The organism is Pseudidiomarina mangrovi (assembly GCF_003999375.1).
GTDB classification, from domain to species: domain Bacteria; phylum Pseudomonadota; class Gammaproteobacteria; order Enterobacterales; family Alteromonadaceae; genus Pseudidiomarina; species Pseudidiomarina mangrovi.
On the sequence record NZ_RJLC01000010.1, the window covers coordinates 251,040 to 272,688 of the forward strand.

The following is a 21,649-nucleotide window of genomic DNA, read 5'->3' on the forward strand; positions in this document are numbered from 1 at the left end:
GGGTGACCGCCGTGTGTTGGTTTCTGAGGCATGATGATAAGGTGGATGATTGAGGCGTATGGCAAAACGAGATTTATATGAAGTACTAGGCGTAGCCAAAGATGCTAGCGAACGCGACATCAAAAAAGCCTATAAAAAATTAGCCATGAAATATCACCCCGACCGTACCGCGGGTGATAAAGATTTAGAAGTTAAGTTCAAAGAGGTGAAGTACGCCTACGAAATTCTCACTGATGAGCAAAAACGCGCTGCTTATGACCAATATGGTCACGCCGCGTTTGAGCAAGGGCAGGGCGGATTTGGTGGTGGTAGCGCTGGCGGAGCTGACTTTGCTGATATTTTTGGTGATGTGTTCGGTGATATTTTTGGCGGCGGTCGCCGTGGTGGCCGTGCGCAAGCGCAACGTGGCTCAGATTTGCGCTATAACCTCGAGTTATCGCTAGAAGAGGCGGTGCGTGGTAAAGAAGTTGAGTTGAAAATTCCAAAACTCAGTCATTGTGATGATTGTGATGGCAGCGGCGCCCGCGCTGGTACTAAGCCAGAAAACTGTGCGCATTGTCATGGCAGTGGCCATATGCAAGTGCGCCAGGGGCCGTTTGTGATGCAACAACCCTGTCCGGTCTGTCGTGGCCGTGGCAAAGTCATTAAAGACCCATGCCGTAGCTGTCATGGCGAAGGACGCGTGGAGAAAACCAAAACACTATCGGTGAAGATCCCAGCCGGTGTGGATAGCGGCGATCGTATTCGTTTAAGCGGCGAAGGCGAAGCGGGCGAGATGGGTGCTCCAGCCGGTGATTTGTATGTGCAAGTGCATGTGCGTGAGCATAAAATTTTCCAGCGTGATGGCAATAATCTATACTGCGAAGTACCGTTGAGCTTTACCCGAGCGGCACTGGGTGGTGAAATTGAAGTGCCAACTCTTGATGGTAAGCTGAAGCTGAAAGTGCCGGCAGAAACCCAAACCGGAAAACTCTTCCGTTTACGCGGCAAAGGTGTGCAGTCAGTGCGCAGCGGAGCGGCTGGTGACCTGATTTGTAAAGTGGTGATTGAAACCCCAGTGAATTTATCTGAGCGGCAAAAAGAACTCTTGCAAGAGCTGGATAATTCCATGGGAACAGGCGCTGAAGCGGCGCGTTATCGGCCGAAAGAACAAGGTTTTTTTGACGGTGTGCGTAAATTTTTCGATGACTTGCGCGGCTGATCATTCCTAGCACGTAGGAGAGGTGGTCCATGAAAGCAATAATCAGTTTGGTCACAGCGGCGGTGTTGGCTATTACCGCAGTGACGTCGTGTAGCACCTCGCCGACTGGGCGCAAAACCGTCAAGTTATTTCCCTCCAGTGAGCTAGCTGCACTTGGTGCGGCTAGTTTTGACGACTTAAAATCACAGCAACAACTCAGCACTAACAGTGCTGATATCAGCTACGTAAACTGTGTCAGCCAGGCCTTGATTGCCGAATTGCCCGAGCCTTACCGGTCCGCTAATTGGGAAATACAGGTATTTGCCAGTGACCAAGTCAATGCCTTTGCCTTGCCCGGTGAAAAAATTGGTGTGTATACCGGTTTACTGGATGTTGCTGAAAATCAACATGAATTAGCCGCGGTGATAGGGCATGAAATTGGCCATGTTATTGCCGAGCACAGTAATGAGCGGATGACTGCGCAAGTGGGCGCTGGTCTGGCTTTACAAGTGGGTGGCGCGCTGGCCTATAGTGAGCTTGATGAAGGCTCGGCGGCAGTTGCCATGATGGCATTGGGTTTAGGTGTGCAAATAGGTGGAATCTTACCGTTTTCGCGGGTACACGAGAGTGAATCCGATCAGCTCGGGGTGGATTATATGATTGCCGCTGGCTTTGACCCGAACGGAGCAGCCAACCTATGGCGCAATATGGCGGCAGCAAACCCCAATTCGGTGCCAGAGTGGTTGTCCACCCATCCTACCTCGAGTAGCCGTATTGCCGCACTCACTGCCTATACCAATCAAGTTTATGGACGCTATCAGCAAGCCCGTGCGCAAGGTAAGCGGCCGAACTGCGTGCGCTAGGTAAACTGATCTAGTTTTCGTTATATCTCATACTCAATCAGACTAATCATCAAACGCCTACTTTCGCTAAAGTAGGCGTTTTTTTAACGAGATTGAGTAATTTATGATTGCAACTTGGTTTGCTATTCCGTTTTGGCAGCGTGTACTCGGGGCATTTGCACTGGGTATTGTGGTGGGCTTGGTCGACGCTGAATTGGCGGAACAACTGCGGCCGCTAGGTACGCTGTTTATTAAAGCCATTAGTATGATTGTGGCGCCATTAATTTTCTGCGCCATTGTCAGTGCTATTCTGCAGTTAAATGGCCAGCAAGGTGTGGCCGCTTTAGGTGCCAAAACCATTGGTTGGTTTTTACTGACGGCGGTGATCGCCAGTATTATTGGTTTGCTCATTGGTAGCAGCTTAAATATCGCACCGCAGGCTGACTTAGTGGCGCAGGCCGATTATCAGCCTAAAGTAGTTCCGACCCCAGTCGAGGTATTGCTCAACTTTATTCCGAGTAATCCATTTGCCGCTATGGCAGAAGGTAAAGTGCTGCAGATAGTGGTGTTTGCGGCACTGGTCGGTATTGCGATTCGCCAGGTTGGCGACGCCGCAAAGCCGTTTGGCGATGCCATTCAAGCCGCTACCCAGGTGATGTATCGCATCACCAAAATGGTGCTAGAGCTTACACCTATTGGCGTATTCGGCCTGATGGCATGGGTGGTAGGACACTTTGGATTAACCGCGTTATTGCCGCTGGCTTCTTTTATTGGTGCTATTTATCTGGCCTGTATTATTCACATTCTGTTGGTGTACGGCAGCATGGTACGTTTTGTTGGCGGCATGTCGCCCTGGCTGTTCTTTAAGAGTGTGTTCAGCGCTCAGTTAGTGGCCTACACCACGTGTAGCAGCTATGGCACCTTGCCAGCAGCTCATCAGGCGGTTACCGAGAAGCTTGGGGTCAAGTCGTCCACCGCTGGGTTTGTATTACCGCTGGGTGCAACCATCAATATGGATGGTTGTGGTGGCATCTATCCGGCAATTGCTGCTATCTTTATTGCACAACTCTACGGTATCCCGCTGGATTGGTTTGACTATGTATTGATTACTCTAACGGCCACCTTAGCGTCGGTAGGCACAGCGGGTGTACCAGGAACGGCTATGGTGATGCTCACGGTGACCTTAAGTACGGTTGGCCTGCCGCTTGAGGGCATTGCCTTTATTGCCGCCGTGGACCGTATTATTGATATGATCCGCACCATGACCAATGTCACCGGTGACATGGCGGTAGCCTTAGTGGTCGATAAGCAGAACAAGGAAACAGCATGAAAATTGGGGTACTCGGTGCCAGTGGGCGCATGGGTCAAGCGGTCATTGCAGCAATTAGCAAATACCCGCAGTTGCAGCTTGCTGCGGCAGTCGTAAGTGGGCAATCGGCACAGCTTGGCCAGCCAGTGACTAATGACTTGCGTTATCAGAGCCGCGATCAGCTGCAGGCCCAGCAGGTTGAGGTGTGGATCGATTTTTCCTTACCCAGCGCGTTGGCCGATAATTTAGCGCTAGCAGCTCAACAGAGCACTCCAATAGTTGTCTGTACCACCGGTTTAAGCCCAGAGCATCAGCAATTAATGCACGCCAGCGCCCAGCACATTGGGCTGTTGTATGCAGCGAATACCAGCGTCGGTGTAGCCTTGTTACAACAACTGACCGAGCTTGCCAGTGCCGCTTTGGCCGATGCCGATATCGAAATCATTGAGGCTCATCACCGCCATAAGCGCGACGCCCCTTCGGGTACCGCCGTTATTCTTGGTGATAGCGCGGCCCGCGGCCGCAATAGTAGCTTGGCACAACTATCGGCCGGTATTCGTAGTGATGGTGAACGTGCGCCCGGAAGTATTGGCTTTGCCAGCATCCGTGCTGGCGACATTATTGGTGAGCATACGGTAGTATTGGCGCAGCCTGGCGAGCGCGTAGAACTGACCCACAAGGTGAGTGATCGGCGGGTATTTGCCGATGGTGCATTGCGTGCCGCCCAGTGGCTGGTAAAGCAACCTCCAGGGCGCTACCGTATGGCCGATATGTTGGATTTAAGTGCTACTTTTGAGCGCCTTTTGCAACAATCCGACGAGTGAATTTTAACGCCAATTTTTGATAGACGAAAAGCCCCCATTTCTGTAAAATACCGAGAATTTGCCAAGACAATTCGGCAAGCTAAAACGCGCACTCCAGAGCTCGAAAATTGAGCACACTGGTGCAAGGTAATCAACGGGGAAGTCAGTGCTGATTCACCCGTTTTTTTATGTACGGAGGTTGGCCTTGAGTATTCTAGCGAGCCAGTCTGCACGGGTTGCCATTTTGGCACTGGCAGATGGGACGGTGTTCCACGGTACGGCGATTGGCGCCACGGGTGTTGCAGTCGGAGAGGTGGTTTTTAACACCGCCATGACTGGTTACCAAGAAATATTAACCGACCCTTCTTATGCTGAACAAATTGTAACACTCACTTATCCCCACATTGGTAATTACGGCACGTCCTCTGAAGATCAAGAATCTAATCGCGTTTGGGCCAAAGGCTTAGTGATTCGTGATATGTCGCTGGTAGCCAGCAACTTCCGCAGTGAACAATCGCTTAACGATTATCTAGTGAGCAACCAAGTGGTTGCCATCGCCGACCTTGATACCCGCCGGTTAACCCGCATTTTGCGCGAAAAAGGTGCTCAAAACGGTTGTATTATGGTAACCGGTGCCACCGTGGCGGATGGCATCAGCAACGCGGACGTCGATAAAGCATTGCAGCTGGCCGGTGAATTCGCTGGCCTCAAAGGTTTAGATTTAGCCAAAGAAGTCACCATTAGCGAAGCCTATGAGTGGACCTCACAGTGCTGGAAGCTTGGCCTTGGCTTTACCGAATTAACCGCGCCTAAGTTCCATGTGGTGGCGTATGACTACGGCTGCAAACGCAATATTCTGCGCATGCTGGCTGAACGTGGTTGTAAAGTCACACTGGTACCGGCAAAAACCTCCGCTGCCGATGTGCTGGCGCTACAGCCTGATGGTGTGTTTTTATCCAATGGCCCTGGTGACCCTGAGCCGTGCGACTATGCCATTACCGCCATTCAACAACTGATTGCTGCCGGAGTGCCGATTTTCGGTATTTGTTTAGGCCATCAGTTACTCGCTTTGGCCAGTGGCGGCAAAACCGAAAAAATGAAATTCGGCCACCATGGCGCCAACCACCCAGTGCTAGATATCGACACTGGACGGGTGATGATCACCAGCCAGAACCATGGCTTTGCGGTAGACGAAAGCAGCTTGCCGAGCACCTTACGGGTTACCCATAAGTCACTGTTTGATGGCAGCTTGCAGGGTATTGCTCGTACCGACGTGAAAGCCTTTAGTTTTCAGGGGCACCCAGAGGCCAGCCCCGGCCCGAATGATGCAGCGCCGCTATTCGACCACTTCATCACTTTAATGAGCCAGTAACTATGCCAAAACGTACCGACATAAAAAGCATTTTGATTTTAGGCGCGGGTCCGATTGTCATTGGTCAGGCGTGTGAATTTGATTACTCCGGTGCACAAGCGTGTAAAGCACTGCGCGAAGAGGGCTACCGGGTTATTTTAGTGAACTCCAATCCAGCCACCATCATGACCGATCCAGAAATGGCCGATGTTACTTACATTGAGCCGATTCATTGGGAAGTCGTGGCAAAAATTATTGAAGTGGAGCGCCCTTGCGCAGTACTGCCTACCATGGGTGGTCAAACCGCGCTGAACTGTGCGTTAGACCTTGACCGTCACGGGGTACTGGCGAAATACGGTGTGGAGATGATTGGCGCCAATGCCGATGCTATCGATAAAGCCGAGGATCGTGAGCGGTTTGACCAAGCGATGAAAAAAATCGGCTTGGCTACGCCCAATGCCGAAATCGCTCATAGCTTGGATGAAGCCTTTGATATTCTCGAGCGCTTAGGCTTTCCGTGTATCATTCGGCCATCGTTCACCATGGGTGGCAGTGGTGGCGGTATTGCCTATAACCGTGAAGAATTTGAAGAAATTTGCCGCCGCGGTCTGGATTTATCACCCACCAAAGAGCTACTCATCGATGAGTCTCTGATTGGCTGGAAAGAGTACGAAATGGAAGTGGTGCGTGACCGTAATGATAATTGCATTATCGTCTGTGCCATCGAAAACTTTGATGCGATGGGTATTCACACCGGTGACTCTATCACCGTAGCTCCAGCGCAAACATTGAGCGACAAAGAATACCAATTGATGCGTGATGCCGCCATGGCGGTACTGCGCGAAATCGGCGTTGAAACCGGCGGTTCAAACGTGCAGTTTGGTATCTGTCCAGATACCGGTCGCATGGTCATCATTGAGATGAACCCGCGGGTATCGCGCTCATCAGCACTGGCGTCTAAAGCGACTGGCTTCCCAATTGCTAAAGTGGCGGCGAAATTAGCAGTGGGCTATACCCTGGATGAACTCGAAAACGAGATCACCGGTGGCAAAACCCCCGCCTCATTTGAGCCGGCGCTTGATTATGTGGTGACTAAGATCCCACGCTTTAACTTCGAAAAGTTCCCAGGTTCTAACGACCGTTTAACCACCCAGATGAAGTCCGTGGGCGAGGTGATGGCGATTGGTCGTAACCAACAAGAATCCTTGCAAAAAGCCTTACGCGGTCTTGAGATCGGCGTGTCAGGTTTTGACCCGATGGTCGACATCAACGATTCGCAAGCCGCCAGTAAAGTGATTCGTGAACTGAAAGAGCCGGGTGCCGAGCGGATTTTCTATATCGCCGATGCTTTCCGATTGGGTATGAGTGTGGCCGAAGTGCATGAGCTGAGCCATGTCGACCCATGGTATTTAGTGCAAATTCAGGAACTGGTCACCATTGAAGCTGAAATTGTGCAGATGGGTATGGCCGGTCTTGATGCGCGGGTGATGCGATTGCTCAAGCGCAAAGGCTTTGCCGATAAGCGTATCGCTGATTTATTGCATGTGGCCGAAGCAGAAGTGCGCCGCCGTCGCCATGACCTCGGCGTGTTGCCGGTGTATAAGCGCGTGGATACCTGTGCGGCGGAGTTTGCCTCAGATACCGCATACATGTATTCCACCTATGATGAAGAGTGTGAAGCAGCGCCAACCAGCAACAAAAAAATCATGGTGATTGGTGGCGGCCCGAACCGTATCGGGCAGGGTATCGAGTTTGACTACTGCTGTGTACACGCAGCGCTGGCTTTGCGTGAAGATGGCTATGAAACCATCATGGTTAATTGTAATCCAGAGACGGTATCGACCGACTACGATACTTCAGACCGCTTGTACTTTGAGCCGATTACCCTCGAAGACGTGTTAGAAATTGTCCGTGTTGAGCAACCACTTGGAGTGATTGTGCAATATGGCGGGCAGACACCATTGAAATTAGCCCGTGATCTGGAAGCTAACGGAGTACCGATTATTGGTACCTCACCAGAGGCCATAGACCGCTCTGAGGACCGCGAGCGGTTTCAATTGGCGGTCCGTCGCTTAGGGCTGAAACAGCCAGAAAATGCCACCGTCACTCAAGTGGAACAAGCTATTGTTGAAGCGGCTCGTATTGGTTATCCGCTGGTAGTGCGGCCATCCTACGTACTGGGTGGGCGAGCCATGGAAATTGTCTATGACGAGCAAGATTTACGGCGTTATTTGAACGATGCGGTAAAAGTATCCAACTCAGCCCCAGTGCTGCTCGATCGCTTCTTAGACAATGCTATTGAAGTGGATGTAGACGCCATTTGTGACGGCGAAACCGTGCTAATTGGCGGCATTATGCAACACATTGAGCAAGCGGGTGTGCACTCGGGCGACTCAGCGTGCTCATTACCACCGTATTCACTGAGCCAAGGTATTCAAGATCAGCTCCGTGAGCAGATGAGCAAGCTCGCCTTTGAACTCGGTGTGAACGGCTTGATGAATGCGCAGTTTGCGATTCAGGGCGATGATATCTACCTGATTGAGGTCAACCCACGGGCAGCGCGAACGGTGCCGTTTGTTTCCAAAGCCACCGGCTTGCCACTGGCAAAAATTGCCGCACGGGTGATGGTGGGTCAGAGTTTGGCGCAACAGGGCTATACCAAAGAAGTGATTCCACCATATTACTCGGTCAAAGAAGTGGTGATTCCGTTTGCTAAGTTCCAAGGCGTGGACCCTATTCGCGGCCCAGAAATGCGTTCAACGGGTGAAGTGATGGGCGTAGGTGAAGATTTCGCCGAAGCCTATGCCAAAGCTAATTTAGGTGCGGGTGTAGCGCTGGCCAAGGCCGGTAAAGCGTTATTATCAGTGCGTAATGGTGATAAGCATCGCTTGGCCGAGCTGGCGCAAGGGCTGCTTGATATCGGCTTTACCTTGGAAGCCACTCGAGGTAGTGCCAAATATCTGCAAAGTCTGAATATTCCGTGCTCGGTGGTGAATAAGCTGCAAGAGGGCCGACCGAATATTGTTGATGCGATTAAGAACGGCGAGTACAGTTACATTATTAACACGGTAGAAGGCCGCCAAGCCATTACCGATTCTGTTTATATTCGTCGCGAGGCGTTATTAAACAAAGTGATTTACACCACCACATTGAATGCCGCGTTTGCCACCATTAGTGCTAACAAAGCTGACGACCGAGCGGTGGTGAACTCACTTCAATCATTGCATCAAAGGGTTTTGTTGGCATGAATTTAATACCCATGACAGTACAAGGCGCAGAGCGGCTCCGTGAGGAGCTGCAGCGGCTGAAAACAGAAGACCGTCCGCGCATTATTCAGGCCATCGCTGAGGCTCGTGAGCACGGCGACTTGAAAGAGAACGCTGAATATCATGCTGCCCGTGAACAGCAGGGCTTCTGTGAGGGGCGCATTCAGGAAATCGAAGCCAAACTCGGTGCGGCGCAGGTGATTGATATCACCAAGATCCCTAATCAGGGCAAGGTGATTTTCGGCGCCACGGTGACCTTATACAACACTAGCACCGACAAAGAAGTGGTGTATCGAATTGTCGGTGATGATGAGGCGGATATTAAGCAGCAGCTGATTTCGGTCAATTCACCACTGGCGCGCGCATTGATCGGTAAAATGGTCGATGATTCGGCGCGGGTGGTGACGCCTACCGGTGAAGTCGAGTATGAGGTGGTTCAGGTCGAGTACCTGTAGTAAGCGCCGATTGAATTATTATTTTTTTAACAGCGCGACCAGTTCGCGCTGTTTTTGTTTGCGCTCTTCATCACTCGTTGGGGCATAGTGATAGGCCTCGACGTCAGGAAATACCTCTACGACGGATAGCTCTAGTGCTTTAGCAATAGCCACGGCAACATAGCGCGAGGTGGCCTTGCGAGCGGCTACTTTGGACACTAACGACGGACTTTTGTCGATGGCTTCGGCAAGCATCGAAAAATCAAAACCGCGCGCAGCTAATTCCTTTTTAATCTGTTTACTTTCCATTAGGTGTTGTGCTGTTTGAAGTATGAATTCATAATTGAAGTCACATTTAAGTCAAAACATAACTCAAATGAGCGCCTAACATGTCAAATGACTCAAAAAACAATAAAAACCCATCAGTTGACGCGAATTTAAATAGTACACCCATGCCCGACGAAAACAAAACGGAATTCTTAGATTTTGATACCTGCATGGCGCGCTTGCGAGCTATCAGTGGCGAAAGTCGCGACAGCAAAGCCGCAGCCTATTTTGCTATTCCTTATTCTACTTACAGTAATTGGTTTCGGCGTGGACGTGTTAGTTGCGGTACCTTAGTACAAGCGTTGCTAGCGCACGGTACATCGCTAGATCAATTTTTTGCTCCGCAGCAGCATCTTACCTATCCAACCGGTTTAGCCGAATCGCAAGCGTTAGGAATTGCTGAAGAATTCAATGGCCTCAGCCAGGTGCAGCTGGCACTTAAGGCGATGGCACGGATTGAACCCTTGTTGCGTGAGCTCAATTTAGATCTTAGCGAGAGCGAGAAAGAGCTATTGATTGAAACGTACTTAGGGCAGCGTAATGAAGTGGTGAGCTTAAACTTTGCCTTACGCCAAGTCGCTAAAGCGCTGGACCATAAGCAATAACAGCTCGGCAAAAACCGCGCAATTACTTGCGCGGTAAGCTGATTTTGGCGGCTGCACTTGGCTTGTAAAGAATTAACATCTTACCGATGACTTGTACCCGGTGTGCGCCAGTTTGGCTGACAATGGTGGTGTAAATCATGTCACGCAGCTCGCGATCTTCTTCCGGCACTTTGATCTTGATCAATTCATGATGTTCAAGGGCCAGTTCAATCTCGGCCATAACCCCTTCGGTCAGCCCATTGGCACCCAATAACACCACTGGTTTAAGTGAATGCGCGAGACCTTTTAGGTGTTGTTTTTGTTTATTGCTTAAGCTTGTGGCGGTTGCCATGTAATAATATCCCACTGATGACTTGAATTTTGGCTATTCTACCGCCATATCGGGGGTAGACGCTAGTTTGGTAGGACACAATGGCAAAAAAACGTTCAGCCAGCAGTACCCGCTGGTTGCAAGAACACTTTAGCGATCATTACGTACAGCAGGCGCAAAAGAAAGGTTTTCGCTCGCGTGCGGTGTTTAAGATCGAGGAGATTCAGCAACGCGATAAGTTGCTGCGGCCGGGTATGACGGTGGTTGACTTAGGCGCGGCTCCGGGTGGTTGGTCGCAGTATGTGGTGGATCATCTCAATGGTAATTGTCGGGTGATTGCCTGTGACATCTTACCGATGGACCCAATCGCCGGTGTTGACTTCTTAGAGGGCGATTTTCGGGAAGACGCAATTTTACAAGCGCTGTTGAGCCGAATTGGCGGCAAGACCGTAGACATAGTGTTATCTGATATGGCACCGAATATGAGTGGCAACGATAATGTTGATCAACCGCGAGGCATGTATCTGGTTGAGTTAGCTTTGGATATGTGTCACCAGGTGCTGAAACCGGGCGGAAGTTTTGTGGTCAAAGTGTTCCATGGTCAAGGTTTTGAAGAGTTTTTAAAGGCGGTCAGAGCCGCTTTTACCACGGTAAAAACCCGCAAGCCAGACTCGTCACGCGCACGCTCGCGTGAGGTCTATCTGGTAGCGACTGGATACAAATTGTAGTAGGCTTGTTTCAAGCATTTATTAAGAGGTAGTCAGCTTTGAGCGACATGGCAAAAAATCTTATCCTTTGGCTCGTTATCGCCGTTGTGTTGATGACGGTATTCAATGGTCTGAACCCCGGTAGTGGCAACGCTAATAACGTGCCGTATAGCCAGTTTATTAACTCGGTGAACAATGGTTCTATTCGCCAAGCTGATATTGATGGTCGTGTAATTACCGCGCAAACGCGCAGTGGCGACACCATTAAAACGGTGATTCCAACCCAGCAAGATCCAAAGTTACTCGATGACCTGATCACCAACAACGTTGAAGTGAACGGTAAACTGCCGGAAGAGCCGAACATGTTCTTCCAGATCCTGATCTCGTGGTTCCCGATGTTGTTGCTCATTGGTGTGTGGATCTTTTTCATGCGGCAAATGCAGGGCGGCGGTGGTCGCGGTGCTATGTCGTTTGGTAAGAGTAAAGCGCGGTTAATGAGTGAAGACCAAATTAAAACCACCTTTGCTGATGTTGCAGGCTGTGATGAAGCCAAAGAAGAAGTATCGGAGCTGGTGGAATACTTGCGTGACCCAACTAAATTCCAGCGCCTCGGTGGCAAAATTCCAAAAGGGGTGTTGATGGTGGGCCCACCGGGTACAGGTAAAACCTTGCTTGCTAAAGCCATTGCCGGTGAGGCGCGGGTGCCATTTTTCTCAATTTCGGGTTCTGATTTCGTTGAGATGTTCGTTGGCGTGGGTGCCTCACGGGTACGTGACATGTTCGAGCAAGCGAAAAAATCAGCGCCATGCATCATCTTCATTGACGAAATCGACGCCGTCGGTCGTCAACGCGGTGCCGGTTTAGGTGGCGGTCACGATGAGCGTGAGCAAACCTTGAACCAAATGTTGGTTGAAATGGACGGCTTTGAAGGTCATGAAGGGATTATCGTGATTGCCGCAACCAACCGTCCTGATGTCCTCGACCCAGCGCTATTGCGCCCGGGCCGCTTTGATCGTCAGGTCACGGTAGGTTTGCCTGATGTGCGCGGCCGTGAACAGATTTTGAAAGTACACATGCGCAAAGTACCGATTGCTGACGATGTTAACGCCGCAGTGATAGCGCGCGGTACACCGGGCTTCTCGGGTGCTGATTTGGCCAACTTAGTCAACGAAGCGGCATTGTTCGCTGCCCGTAGTAACAAGCGTGTGGTTGCTATGGAAGAGTTTGAAAAAGCCAAAGACAAGATCATGATGGGCTCAGAGCGCCGCTCCATGGTGATGACCGAAGAAGAGAAAACCATGACCGCCTATCACGAAGCTGGTCATGCCATCGTCGGTCGCTTAGTGCCTGAACACGATCCCGTTTACAAGGTTTCGATTATTCCGCGTGGACGCGCACTGGGTGTGACTATGTACTTGCCGTTGCAAGATCGAGTAAGTCACAGTAAGCAGTACTTAGAAAGCATGATTTCAAGCTTGTTTGGTGGCCGTATTGCTGAGCAGGTTATCTATGGTTTTGAAAAGGTCACTACCGGTGCCTCAAATGATATTGAGCGCGCCACCATGATCGCCAAGAAAATGGTGACGCAATGGGGCTTGTCCGAAAAATTAGGTCCGCTGTTGTACGCCGATGATGAAGGTGAGGTATTCCTTGGTCGTTCGGTTACCCAGCATAAGCAAATGTCTGACGACACTGCCCGCGCTATTGACCAAGAAGTGAAGCTGTTTATTGACCGCAATTATGACCGGGCAAAAGTACTGATTGAAGAAAACCTCGATATTTTACACGCCATGAAAGATGCGCTGATGAAATACGAGACCATTGATGCCGACCAGATTGATGATTTAATGAATCGTCGTCCGGTGCGTGAACCGCGCGATTGGCAAAAATCAGACCAGAGTGGCAGCGGTAAGTCGGGCGCGAAAGTAGAACCCGAAGAACGGCCATTAGCTACCGGCAAGCCCGGAGACGCTCCGGCCAACTAGCTGATAAAGCCCCGCGTTCTGCGGGGTTTTTGTTAGTCATCTGGTTATCAGCGCATAAGGATCACACGATGCTCCACGTCATGGGTATTCTCAACGTCACCCCCGACTCATTTTCTGATGGCGGCCGTTTCAATGGCCGCGATTTGGCTTTGCGGCAAGCTCTGCAGATGGTCGCAGACGGTGCTCACTATATTGATGTTGGTGGCGAGTCAACGCGTCCTGGTGCAGCGGCAGTGAGTGTGCAAGAAGAGCTCGATCGGGTGATTCCGGTATTGGAGTTGATTGCTGCTGAGAGCCCTGTGGCGCTGTCGGTAGATACCTGTAAGGCGGCAGTCATGCGCGAGGCCATCAAGGTCGGTGTCAGAATGGTCAACGACGTCAAAGCACTGCGTGATGACGGTGCGCTAGCAGCTGTTGCTGAGAGTGACAAGGTGCAAGTTTGTTTGATGCACATGCAAGGTGAACCGCGCACCATGCAGCAGCAGCCTAGTTATGATGATGTGGTGGCTGAGGTTGGTGCGTTCTTGGCACAGCGAGTATCTGCCTGTGAACAAGCGGGTATAGCCCGTGAGCGTATTTTTCTCGATCCAGGCTTTGGTTTTGGTAAGTCGGTGGGGCATAATTATCAGCTGTTACGCCAACTTGAGCAATTGCAGTCATTAGGCTTGCCGTTGCTGATTGGGTTGTCGCGTAAATCAATGCTCGGCGCAGTGATTGACCGTCCGGTTAACGAGCGCTTAGCGGCGAGTATCGCTGCGGCAACGATTGCCGCTATGAAAGGCGCACACATTGTTCGTGTGCATGATGTCAGGGAGACGGTTGACGCCATGCGAATTGTCAGCGCAACCATTGCAGGAGAAGGCATTTGAGCGAACGCAAATATTTTGGTACCGATGGCGTCCGTGGTCGTGTGGGCGACTTTCCAATTACTCCAGATTTTGCGGTAAAACTGGGTTGGGCAGCCGGCACAGTGTTATCAGCAAGCGGTAATACCCGCGTGTTAGTCGGCAAAGATACCCGGCTGTCAGGTTATATGTTGGAGTCAGCCCTGGAAGCAGGGCTGTTATCAGCCGGCGTCAGTGTGGAATTTTTGGGGCCCATGCCAACCCCCGCAGTGGCATACCTAACCCGTAACTTCCGCGCTGCGGCAGGGGTGGTGATTAGTGCTTCGCATAATCCTTTCTACGACAACGGTATTAAATTTTTCTCCGATCAAGGCAGTAAGCTAGCCGATGCGGTAGAGGCTGAAATTGAACGCTTATTGGATGAACCGATTCGTTGTGTGCCGTCGGAACGTATGGGGCGCGCTAGTCGCATCCATGACGCTGCGGGTCGCTATATTGAGTTCTGCAAGAGTGTCTTCCCAGGTGATTTATCATTAAAGGGGCTAAAAATAGTTGTCGATTGTGCCCATGGTGCTACCTATCACATTGCGCCTGATGTATTGCGTGAACTCGGTGCTGACGTGTGGGAAATTGGTTGTGAGCCAAACGGCATCAATATCAATGAAAAATGTGGTGCTACCCATCTCAATGCGCTGCAAGACAAGGTGCGTGAAGTGAACGCTGACCTTGGCTTCGCACTCGATGGTGATGGAGACCGGATCATGCTGGTGACAGCTAGCGGGCGTATTGTCGATGGCGACGATATCGTATTTATTTTGGCCCGCGCAGCACAGCAAGATGGGTTGCTACAAGGTGGCGTCGTTGGCACCTTGATGAGTAATTTTGCGCTGGAAAAATATTTTGCTGAGCGGCGTATTCCGTTTGTGCGTGCCAAAGTGGGCGACCGCTACGTGATGGAAGAGCTAGTCAAACGTGACTGGCGTCTCGGTGGTGAAAACTCCGGACATATTATCAATCGCCAATATCATAGTACCGGTGACGGCATTATTGCTGGTTTGCAGGTATTGACCGCCATGCAACGCGCTGGCAAACCGCTTGATCAACTGCTGCAGGGTTTTGATAAGTACCCACAAGCGCTGGTTAATGTGCGCTTCCAACCGGGTGGTGACCCATTAGTTGCCGATAACGTGCAGGCGGTGGTTGCTGAAGTTGAACGCGCATTAGGTAAGAATGGCCGGGTATTATTGCGTAAATCGGGCACCGAGCCACTGATTCGGGTGATGGTAGAAGGTGCTGATGCGAAAAAGGTTAAGCGCTTTGCTGAAGAAATTGCGAGTGAAGTGGAAGCAGCCAGTTAATCACTGCTGCAAACACTGAATAAATAGTGAGCAAATCGTGCTTAGGGCATGATTCCTTGCTTGTAAGTTGCGGTCAGGTTATGTAATATCTCGCCGCTCTCAACTGCGGATACAGAAGAGGCTTCATGCAACGGCAACCGTTAGTGATCGGTAATTGGAAAATGAACGGCAGCAAGGCACTGGTCGCCCACTTGGCGACGGCTTTTGCCAGCCAGCCAGAACTTCTAGGGCAGGTGCATGTAGCGGTATGTCCACCGGCAGTATTGCTAAACGCTTGGCAACAGGCGACGCAACAGCTAGCCGTGGCCGCCGGTGTGCAAGATGTTAACGAGCATGCCGATGGCGCTCACACTGGCGAGCATAGCGTGCAGTTAGTCGCTGAAGCAGGCGCTGAGTATGTGCTGATTGGGCACTCAGAACGGCGCCAGTTTTATGCTGATACTGAGGCGCGTGTTGCGGCTAAATTGCGCCAAGTTTTGGCCTATACTGAACAGCCTTTGCGAGCGGTATTGTGTGTGGGCGAGAGCGCTGAGCAACGGTACAACGAACAAACGATGATGGTCATTGAGGCGCAGCTAGAGAGCGCTTTAGCGACGGTCAAGGCTGATCAACTCAGCCGCCTAGTGATTGCCTACGAGCCAGTATGGGCAATTGGCACTGGGTTAACCGCATCACCCGAGCAAGCACAACAGGTGCATGGGGCGATTCGTAAGTGGCTCGAGAATAAATGGGGCGCATCAGGCGCTGCTGTACAACTGTTGTATGGTGGTAGCGTGAAGGCCGATAATGCAACGGCACTATTTGCCGAAGCAGATATTGACGGCGGTTTAATCGGTGGCGCAAGTTTACACGCCGATGAATTTCTGGCAATTTGCACAGCTGCACAAGCACGGAGCAGATAATCTATGTTGTATGAAATTTTACTTGTGGTGTATTTAATCGTAGCCCTGATTTTGATTGGTTTCGTTATGATCCAACAAGGCAAAGGGGCCGATATGGGCGCGTCGTTTGGTGCCGGTGCATCAAATACCGTATTTGGCTCAAGTGGTTCAGGCAACTTCTTGACCCGTACTACGGCTATTTTGGCAGTTATCTTCTTCGTCCTCAGCTTGGTGCTTGGTAACCTAGCCTCAGGCCGCGGCGACAGCAAAAGCAACTTTGATACTATCGAAGTTCCGATGACTGAAACCGAAGTTCCAGAAGTGCCAGTAGAACAGAATAATAGCGACGTACCGGGCGGTAATTAGGCCCACGTTGCAGTCAGCTTTGCCGAAGTGGTGGAATTGGTAGACACGCTATCTTGAGGGGGTAGTGCCTTCGGGTGTATGGGTTCGAGTCCCATCTTCGGCACCAAATTTGCAGCCTTTACGGTTGCTTTCCTTAGGGAAAATCGTATAATACGGGACGTTTTCGGACGCGGGGTGGAGCAGTCTGGTAGCTCGTCGGGCTCATAACCCGAAGGTCGTAGGTTCAAATCCTGCCCCCGCAACCATTTGTAAGACAAAGGGTCCAGTGTTGTTTAAGCCCCGCCAATGTTCGGGGCTTTTTATCATCTGACCTCTGCTGCAGCGCGTAAGCGATTTAGCAGTCTAAACACTGGGCGATTACGCCCTTTTTTTGTTTTTAGGAGTTGGCACGTGGCACGAATGGAAGACCGCTTAGCGGAAATGTTAGCACCAGCTGTTGAAGCAATGGGCTTCGCCTTATGGGGCGTTGAGTTCGTTCGCGCCGGCAAGCATTCAACCTTGCGCGTGTATATTGACCATGCCGATGGTATTTCAGTGGACCATTGTGCTCAAGTGAGTCATCAGGTCAGCGCGATCTTGGATGTGGAAGATCCTATTCAAGCCGAATATTTTTTAGAAGTATCGTCACCAGGTATGGAACGACCGTTTTTTAGTGCTGCACAATTTGCGCTGTACACTGGCGAACAGGCCGCGGTTGAGCTAACCATGACGCAGCAGGGTAAACGTAAATTTAAGGGTGTTATCGGCGCAGTCGATGGCGAACAGATTGATTTTATTATTGATGGTGAGAACTTCTCGGTGAAGCACTCAGCCATCAAGAAAGCACATTTAATTCCTCAGTTTAACTAAGGATCGCGCAGGCGAGGCAGGACCATGGCAAAAGAAATTTTATTAGTAGCAGAAGCTGTATCAAACGAAAAAGACGTGCCGAAACAAGCCATTTTTGAGGCTCTAGAGTCGGCGCTTGCGCATGCCACCAAGAAAAAATATGACGGTGATATTGATGTGCGCGTGGCGATTAACCGTCAAACCGGTGAATTCGATACCTACCGTCGTTGGTTGGTGGTGGATGACAGCCAACAGCCGTTGGAACACCCATATCGCGAAATCAGCTTAGCCGCTGCACAGTACGAAGACCCGTCAGTGGTTGAAGGCGACTATGTGGAAGAGCAGATCGATTCGATTGAATTTGACCGCATCACCACACAAACCGCCAAGCAAGTTATTGTGCAGAAAGTACGTGAAGCAGAGCGGGCAAAAATTGTTGATGAATACAAAGACCAAGTCGGTGACTTAGTCAGCGGTATTGTCAAACGCGCTAATCGCGAGCACGTGATTTTAGATTTGGGCAACAATGCCGAAGCAATTATTTATCGTGAAGAAATGCTGCCACGTGAATCTGTCCGTGTCGGTGACCGCGTCCGTGGTTTGCTGTACGACGTGCGCCCAGAAGCGCGCGGTGCACAATTATTTGTTAGCCGTACCAACCCCAATTTCTTAGTTGAGTTGTTCCGCATTGAAGTGCCAGAAATTGGCGAAGAAATGATTGAAATTCGTGGTGCCGCTCGCGACCCAGGTTCACGCGCTAAAATTGCGGTGAAGAGTAACGACCGTCGTATCGACCCAGTCGGTGCTTGCGTTGGTATGCGTGGCGCGCGCGTGCAAGCCGTATCAGGCGAGTTGGGCGGTGAGCGCGTCGATATCGTGTTGTGGGACGATAACCCAGCACAGTTCGTGATCAACGCCATGTCACCGGCTGAAGTTGCATCCATTGTGGTGGATGAAGAATCGCACACCATGGAAGTGGCGGTAGAAGAAGGCAACCTAGCCCAAGCGATCGGTAAAGCTGGCCAGAACGTGCGTTTAGCAAGCCAATTAACGGGCTGGAAGCTGAACGTTATGTCGGTCACCGATTTTAACGAGAAGAACCAAGCTGAAACCCAGCGTGTGCTTGATTTATTCACCAAACACTTAGATATCGATGAAGACTTCGCCGGAGTGTTAGTTGAAGAAGGCTTCTCATCATTAGAAGAAATCGCCTACGTGCCGATGGATGAATTGTTAGCCATTGATGGTATGGATGAAGACATCGTTGAAGAGTTGCGCAACCGTGCCAAAGCGGTGTTGACGACGCGGGCGCTGGCCAATGAGGAAACGCTTGAAGCCGAACCGGACCAAAGCCTCTTAGACTTACCAGGATTAGATCGTCATTTAGCTTATGTATTGGCGAGCCGCGGTGTGGTTACACTGGAAGATTTGGCAGAACAGGGTATCGACGATCTCGCTGATATTGAAGAATTAGACGAACAACGAGCCGGTGAGCTGATTATGCAAGCGCGTAATATTTGCTGGTTCGGTGATGAAGCATAAGGTCAACGGGGGTACAACAGACTATGGAAGTAGTAACGCTAGATAAGCTAGCCCAAGATGTGGGTACGACAGTTGAACGTTTAGTCCAGCAGTTTGCCGAAGCCGGCCTGAAAAAGCAGCCGGGTGATAACGTCACCGAAGACGAGAAGCAGGCACTGCTCAAGCATTTGAACAAACAACATGGCGGCACCGGCACGGCTGAGCCGAAGAAAATGACGCTGAAGCGCAAGGAAAAAACCACCCTGAGTATTGGTGGTGGCCCTGGCCGTTCAAAATCAGTGCAAGTTGAGGTACGCAAAACCCGCACTTATGTGAAGCGCTCAGAAGTTGAAGAACAACAACGCGCTGAACAAGAGCGGGCTGAAGCCGAGCGCGCAGCCGCTGAAGCAGCGAAACGTGAAGCCGAAGCCAAAGCGGCCGCTGAAGCGAAAATCGCTGCCGATAAGAAAGCACAGGAAGAACGTGCTGCAGCTGAATTAGCACGGCGTGAAAAAGACAAAGCAAAAGCGAAAGCAGATGCCGAAAAACGTGCGGCAATGACGCCAGAAGAGCGTAAGAAAGCTGACGAAATGAAGGCTGAAGCGGAGCGTTTGCGTAAAGCACAAGAAGAAGAAGCTCGTAAAAAGGCTGAAGCAGAAGCGGCGCTACAAGCTGAAGAAGCACGCCGTTTAGCTGAGGAGAACTCGGCGCGCTGGCAAGAAGAAGAAGCCAAGCGCAAGAAAGCTGAGCAAGAAGATGTGCATTTCACCACCTCGGCCACCGCACGTGTTGCCGAAGATGAGCAGGACGTCGATGAAGAGCGTCGCAGCAGCCGTCGTAAAGGCGCACCGGCGAAACGCCGTAGTGGCTACGATGACGATCGCGATGATGGTTCGCGCCGCGAGAAGCGTCGTAAAGGTGCTAAACGCTCAACACTCCATCAAGGTTTCAATAAGCCCGCTATGCCAGTAGAACGTGAAGTTAAATTAGGCGAGACCATCACCGTGGGTGAATTGGCCAACCGTATGGCGGTGAAAGCCAGTGAAGTGATCAAAACCATGATGAAAATGGGTGAAATGGTCACCATCAACCAAGTGTTGGACCAAGAAACCGCCAGTTTAGTGGTTGAAGAAATGGGCCACAAAGTCTTGTTAGTTAGTGATAACGCGCTGGAGCAAGAAGTATTGGCTGACCGTGACGGTGAAACTGCTGGTCAACCGGTACCGCGTGCACCGGTAGTCACGGTAATGGGTCACGTTGACCATGGTAAAACCTCGCTATTGGACTACATTCGTAAAGCCAAAGTGGCAGCCGGTGAAGCCGGTGGTATCACCCAGCACATTGGTGCTTACCACGTGGAAACCCCGCGCGGCATGGTGACCTTCTTAGATACTCCGGGTCACGCGGCGTTTACCTCAATGCGTGCTCGTGGTGCTAGTGCCACAGATATCGTGATCTTGGTGGTGGCGGCCGATGACGGCGTGATGCCACAAACCTTAGAAGCGATTCAGCACGCCAAGGCGGCCAAAGTGCCGATGGTGGTTGCGATCACCAAAATGGATAAGCCAGAAGCTGATCCAGACCGAGTAAAAAATGAATTAGCTCAGCGTGACGTTATCCCAGAAGATTGGGGTGGCGAGGTGATGTTTGTGCCAGTATCGGCCAAATCAGGCGAAGGTATTGATAACTTACTCGAATCAATCTTGTTGCAAGCTGAAGTGTTAGATTTGAAAGCGGTTGCTGATGGCATGGGCCACGGTATCGTGATTGAATCGCGGCTCGATAAAGGTCGCGGGCCAGTGGCTTCGATCTTGGTGCAAGAAGGCACCTTACGCCAGGGCGATATTGTTCTGTGTGGTCTTGAGTATGGCCGTGTTCGTGCCATGCGCGATGAATTAGGTCGTGATATTAAAGAAGCTGGTCCATCCATTCCAGTTGAGATCCTCGGTTTGTCGGGCGTACCGCAAGCGGGCGATGAAGCGACTGTGGTGAAGGACGAGCGTAAAGCCCGTGAAGTTGCTAACTACCGTCAAGGTAAATACCGCGAAGTGAAACTGGCCAAGCAGCAGAAGGCCAAGTTGGAGAACATGTTCGCCAACATGCAAGAAGGCGCGGTACAAGAACTGAATATCGTTCTGAAATCAGACGTACAAGGCTCGTTAGAAGCTATTGCCGATTCATTGCAGAAGCTGTCAACCGACGAAGTGAAGGTCAACATTATTGGTAGCGGCGTAGGTGGAATCACCGAAACTGACGCCTCGTTGGCGAGTGCCTCGAACGCTATCGTGATTGGTTTCAACGTGCGTGCCGACGCTACCGCTAAGCGCTTGATGGAACAAGATGCGGTTGATCTGCGCTACTACAGCATCATCTATGAATTGTTAGATGAAGTGAAATTAGCCATGACCGGTATGTTGGCTCCAGAATTCAAGCAGCAAATTATTGGTTTAGCCGAAGTACGTGACGTGTTTAAGTCACCGAAAATTGGCGCCATTGCTGGTTGTATGGTCACTGAAGGTATCGTCAAGCGCTCAGCACCGATTCGCGTACTGCGTGACAACGTGGTGATTTTTGAAGGCGAACTTGACTCATTGCGTCGCTTCAAAGACGATGTCAACGAAGTGCGTAATGGCATGGAGTGTGGTATCGGCGTGAAGAACTACAATGACGTGCGCGTCGGTGACCACATCGAAGTATTTGAAACCATTCAAGTGGAACGGAGTTTATAAGC

At 50.9% G+C, this 21,649-nt stretch carries 19 protein-coding genes and 2 tRNA genes; 19 read left to right on the forward strand and 2 right to left on the reverse strand.

What is annotated here, in order from left to right; translation table 11 throughout:
- Nucleotides 1–58 precede the first annotated feature (58 nt).
- The 7 genes from dnaJ (at nucleotide 59) to greA (ending at nucleotide 9,206) form a co-directional block, all read left to right on the forward strand.
- Nucleotides 59–1,201 (forward strand): molecular chaperone DnaJ, encoded by a 1,143-nt coding sequence (gene dnaJ / locus EFO84_RS04300; protein WP_127346835.1) that lies wholly within the window; start codon nucleotides 59–61, stop codon nucleotides 1,199–1,201.
- Nucleotides 1,202–1,230: 29 nt separating this feature from the next.
- The gene (locus tag EFO84_RS04305; RefSeq protein ID WP_205701937.1) at nucleotides 1,231–2,043 is read left to right on the forward strand and encodes a M48 family metallopeptidase; all 813 of its coding nucleotides are present in this window, start codon (nucleotides 1,231–1,233) and stop codon (nucleotides 2,041–2,043) included.
- A gap of 103 nt (nucleotides 2,044–2,146) precedes the next feature.
- Nucleotides 2,147–3,352: a dicarboxylate/amino acid:cation symporter gene (locus EFO84_RS04310; protein WP_127346836.1), complete on the forward strand. Its 1,206-nt coding sequence runs from the start codon at nucleotides 2,147–2,149 to the stop codon at nucleotides 3,350–3,352.
- A complete protein-coding gene (dapB, locus tag EFO84_RS04315; RefSeq protein ID WP_127346837.1) occupies nucleotides 3,349–4,155 on the forward strand; it encodes a 4-hydroxy-tetrahydrodipicolinate reductase in 807 nt (268 codons plus the stop codon). Before EFO84_RS04310 ends, dapB begins: the two co-directional genes overlap by 4 nt.
- A 184-nt stretch (nucleotides 4,156–4,339) precedes the next feature.
- Nucleotides 4,340–5,506 (forward strand): glutamine-hydrolyzing carbamoyl-phosphate synthase small subunit, encoded by a 1,167-nt coding sequence (carA, locus tag EFO84_RS04320; RefSeq protein ID WP_127346838.1) that lies wholly within the window; start codon nucleotides 4,340–4,342, stop codon nucleotides 5,504–5,506.
- A 2-nt stretch (nucleotides 5,507–5,508) separates the two neighbouring features.
- Nucleotides 5,509–8,733, forward strand: a complete 3,225-nt coding sequence (gene carB / locus EFO84_RS04325) for a carbamoyl-phosphate synthase large subunit (protein WP_127346839.1) — start codon at nucleotides 5,509–5,511, stop codon at nucleotides 8,731–8,733.
- On the forward strand, nucleotides 8,730–9,206 hold the full coding sequence (greA, locus tag EFO84_RS04330) for a transcription elongation factor GreA (protein WP_127346840.1): 477 nt from the start codon (nucleotides 8,730–8,732) through the stop codon (nucleotides 9,204–9,206). Before carB ends, greA begins: the two co-directional genes overlap by 4 nt.
- 18 nt (nucleotides 9,207–9,224) lie before the next feature.
- Here greA and EFO84_RS04335 read toward each other — a convergent pair whose 3' ends face one another.
- Entirely contained in the window at nucleotides 9,225–9,494 is a 270-nt protein-coding gene (locus EFO84_RS04335) for a helix-turn-helix domain-containing protein (protein ID WP_127346841.1), read from the reverse strand.
- 143 nt (nucleotides 9,495–9,637) lie between these two features.
- On the opposite strand from EFO84_RS04335, the gene EFO84_RS04340 reads away from it, so the two are divergent.
- Nucleotides 9,638–10,117, forward strand: a complete 480-nt coding sequence (locus EFO84_RS04340) for a helix-turn-helix domain-containing protein (protein WP_127346842.1) — start codon at nucleotides 9,638–9,640, stop codon at nucleotides 10,115–10,117.
- A 22-nt stretch (nucleotides 10,118–10,139) separates the two neighbouring features.
- Here the strand turns inward: EFO84_RS04340 and yhbY are convergent, their stop codons facing one another.
- On the reverse strand, nucleotides 10,140–10,448 hold the full coding sequence (yhbY, locus tag EFO84_RS04345) for a ribosome assembly RNA-binding protein YhbY (protein WP_127346843.1): 309 nt from the start codon (nucleotides 10,446–10,448) through the stop codon (nucleotides 10,140–10,142).
- A gap of 80 nt (nucleotides 10,449–10,528) precedes the next feature.
- Here yhbY and rlmE point away from each other — a divergent pair, with 80 nt between their 5' ends.
- The 11 genes from rlmE to infB all read left to right on the forward strand — a co-directional run bounded on the left by rlmE (nucleotide 10,529) and on the right by infB (nucleotide 21,647).
- On the forward strand, nucleotides 10,529–11,155 hold the full coding sequence (gene rlmE / locus EFO84_RS04350) for a 23S rRNA (uridine(2552)-2'-O)-methyltransferase RlmE (protein WP_127346844.1): 627 nt from the start codon (nucleotides 10,529–10,531) through the stop codon (nucleotides 11,153–11,155).
- A 38-nt stretch (nucleotides 11,156–11,193) separates the two neighbouring features.
- Nucleotides 11,194–13,119, forward strand: coding sequence for an ATP-dependent zinc metalloprotease FtsH (gene ftsH, locus EFO84_RS04355; RefSeq protein WP_127346845.1), 1,926 nt, complete (start codon nucleotides 11,194–11,196; stop codon nucleotides 13,117–13,119).
- Between the two features lie 68 nt (nucleotides 13,120–13,187).
- Nucleotides 13,188–13,988 (forward strand): dihydropteroate synthase, encoded by an 801-nt coding sequence (gene folP, locus EFO84_RS04360; RefSeq protein WP_127346846.1) that lies wholly within the window; start codon nucleotides 13,188–13,190, stop codon nucleotides 13,986–13,988.
- Nucleotides 13,985–15,322: a phosphoglucosamine mutase gene (gene glmM / locus EFO84_RS04365; protein ID WP_127346847.1), complete on the forward strand. Its 1,338-nt coding sequence runs from the start codon at nucleotides 13,985–13,987 to the stop codon at nucleotides 15,320–15,322. The genes folP and glmM overlap by 4 nt, the downstream gene beginning before the upstream one ends.
- 125 nt (nucleotides 15,323–15,447) lie before the next feature.
- Nucleotides 15,448–16,224 carry a triose-phosphate isomerase gene (gene tpiA, locus EFO84_RS04370; RefSeq protein WP_127346848.1) on the forward strand — a complete coding sequence of 259 codons (777 nt, stop codon included), beginning with the start codon at nucleotides 15,448–15,450 and terminating at the stop codon, nucleotides 16,222–16,224.
- A gap of 6 nt (nucleotides 16,225–16,230) precedes the next feature.
- Complete coding sequence (secG, locus tag EFO84_RS04375) at nucleotides 16,231–16,569, forward strand: preprotein translocase subunit SecG (protein ID WP_127347000.1); 339 nt, start codon at nucleotides 16,231–16,233, stop codon at nucleotides 16,567–16,569.
- 21 nt (nucleotides 16,570–16,590) lie between these two features.
- A tRNA-Leu gene (locus tag EFO84_RS04380) sits at nucleotides 16,591–16,675 on the forward strand.
- Between the two features lie 62 nt (nucleotides 16,676–16,737).
- Nucleotides 16,738–16,814 (forward strand) — tRNA-Met (locus EFO84_RS04385).
- 154 nt (nucleotides 16,815–16,968) lie between these two features.
- The gene (gene rimP / locus EFO84_RS04390; protein WP_431355317.1) at nucleotides 16,969–17,418 is read left to right on the forward strand and encodes a ribosome maturation factor RimP; all 450 of its coding nucleotides are present in this window, start codon (nucleotides 16,969–16,971) and stop codon (nucleotides 17,416–17,418) included.
- Nucleotides 17,419–17,442: 24 nt separating this feature from the next.
- Complete coding sequence (nusA, locus tag EFO84_RS04395) at nucleotides 17,443–18,939, forward strand: transcription termination factor NusA (protein ID WP_127346850.1); 1,497 nt, start codon at nucleotides 17,443–17,445, stop codon at nucleotides 18,937–18,939.
- Between the two features lie 23 nt (nucleotides 18,940–18,962).
- On the forward strand, nucleotides 18,963–21,647 hold the full coding sequence (infB, locus tag EFO84_RS04400) for a translation initiation factor IF-2 (protein ID WP_127346851.1): 2,685 nt from the start codon (nucleotides 18,963–18,965) through the stop codon (nucleotides 21,645–21,647).
- Nucleotides 21,648–21,649 lie beyond the last annotated feature (2 nt).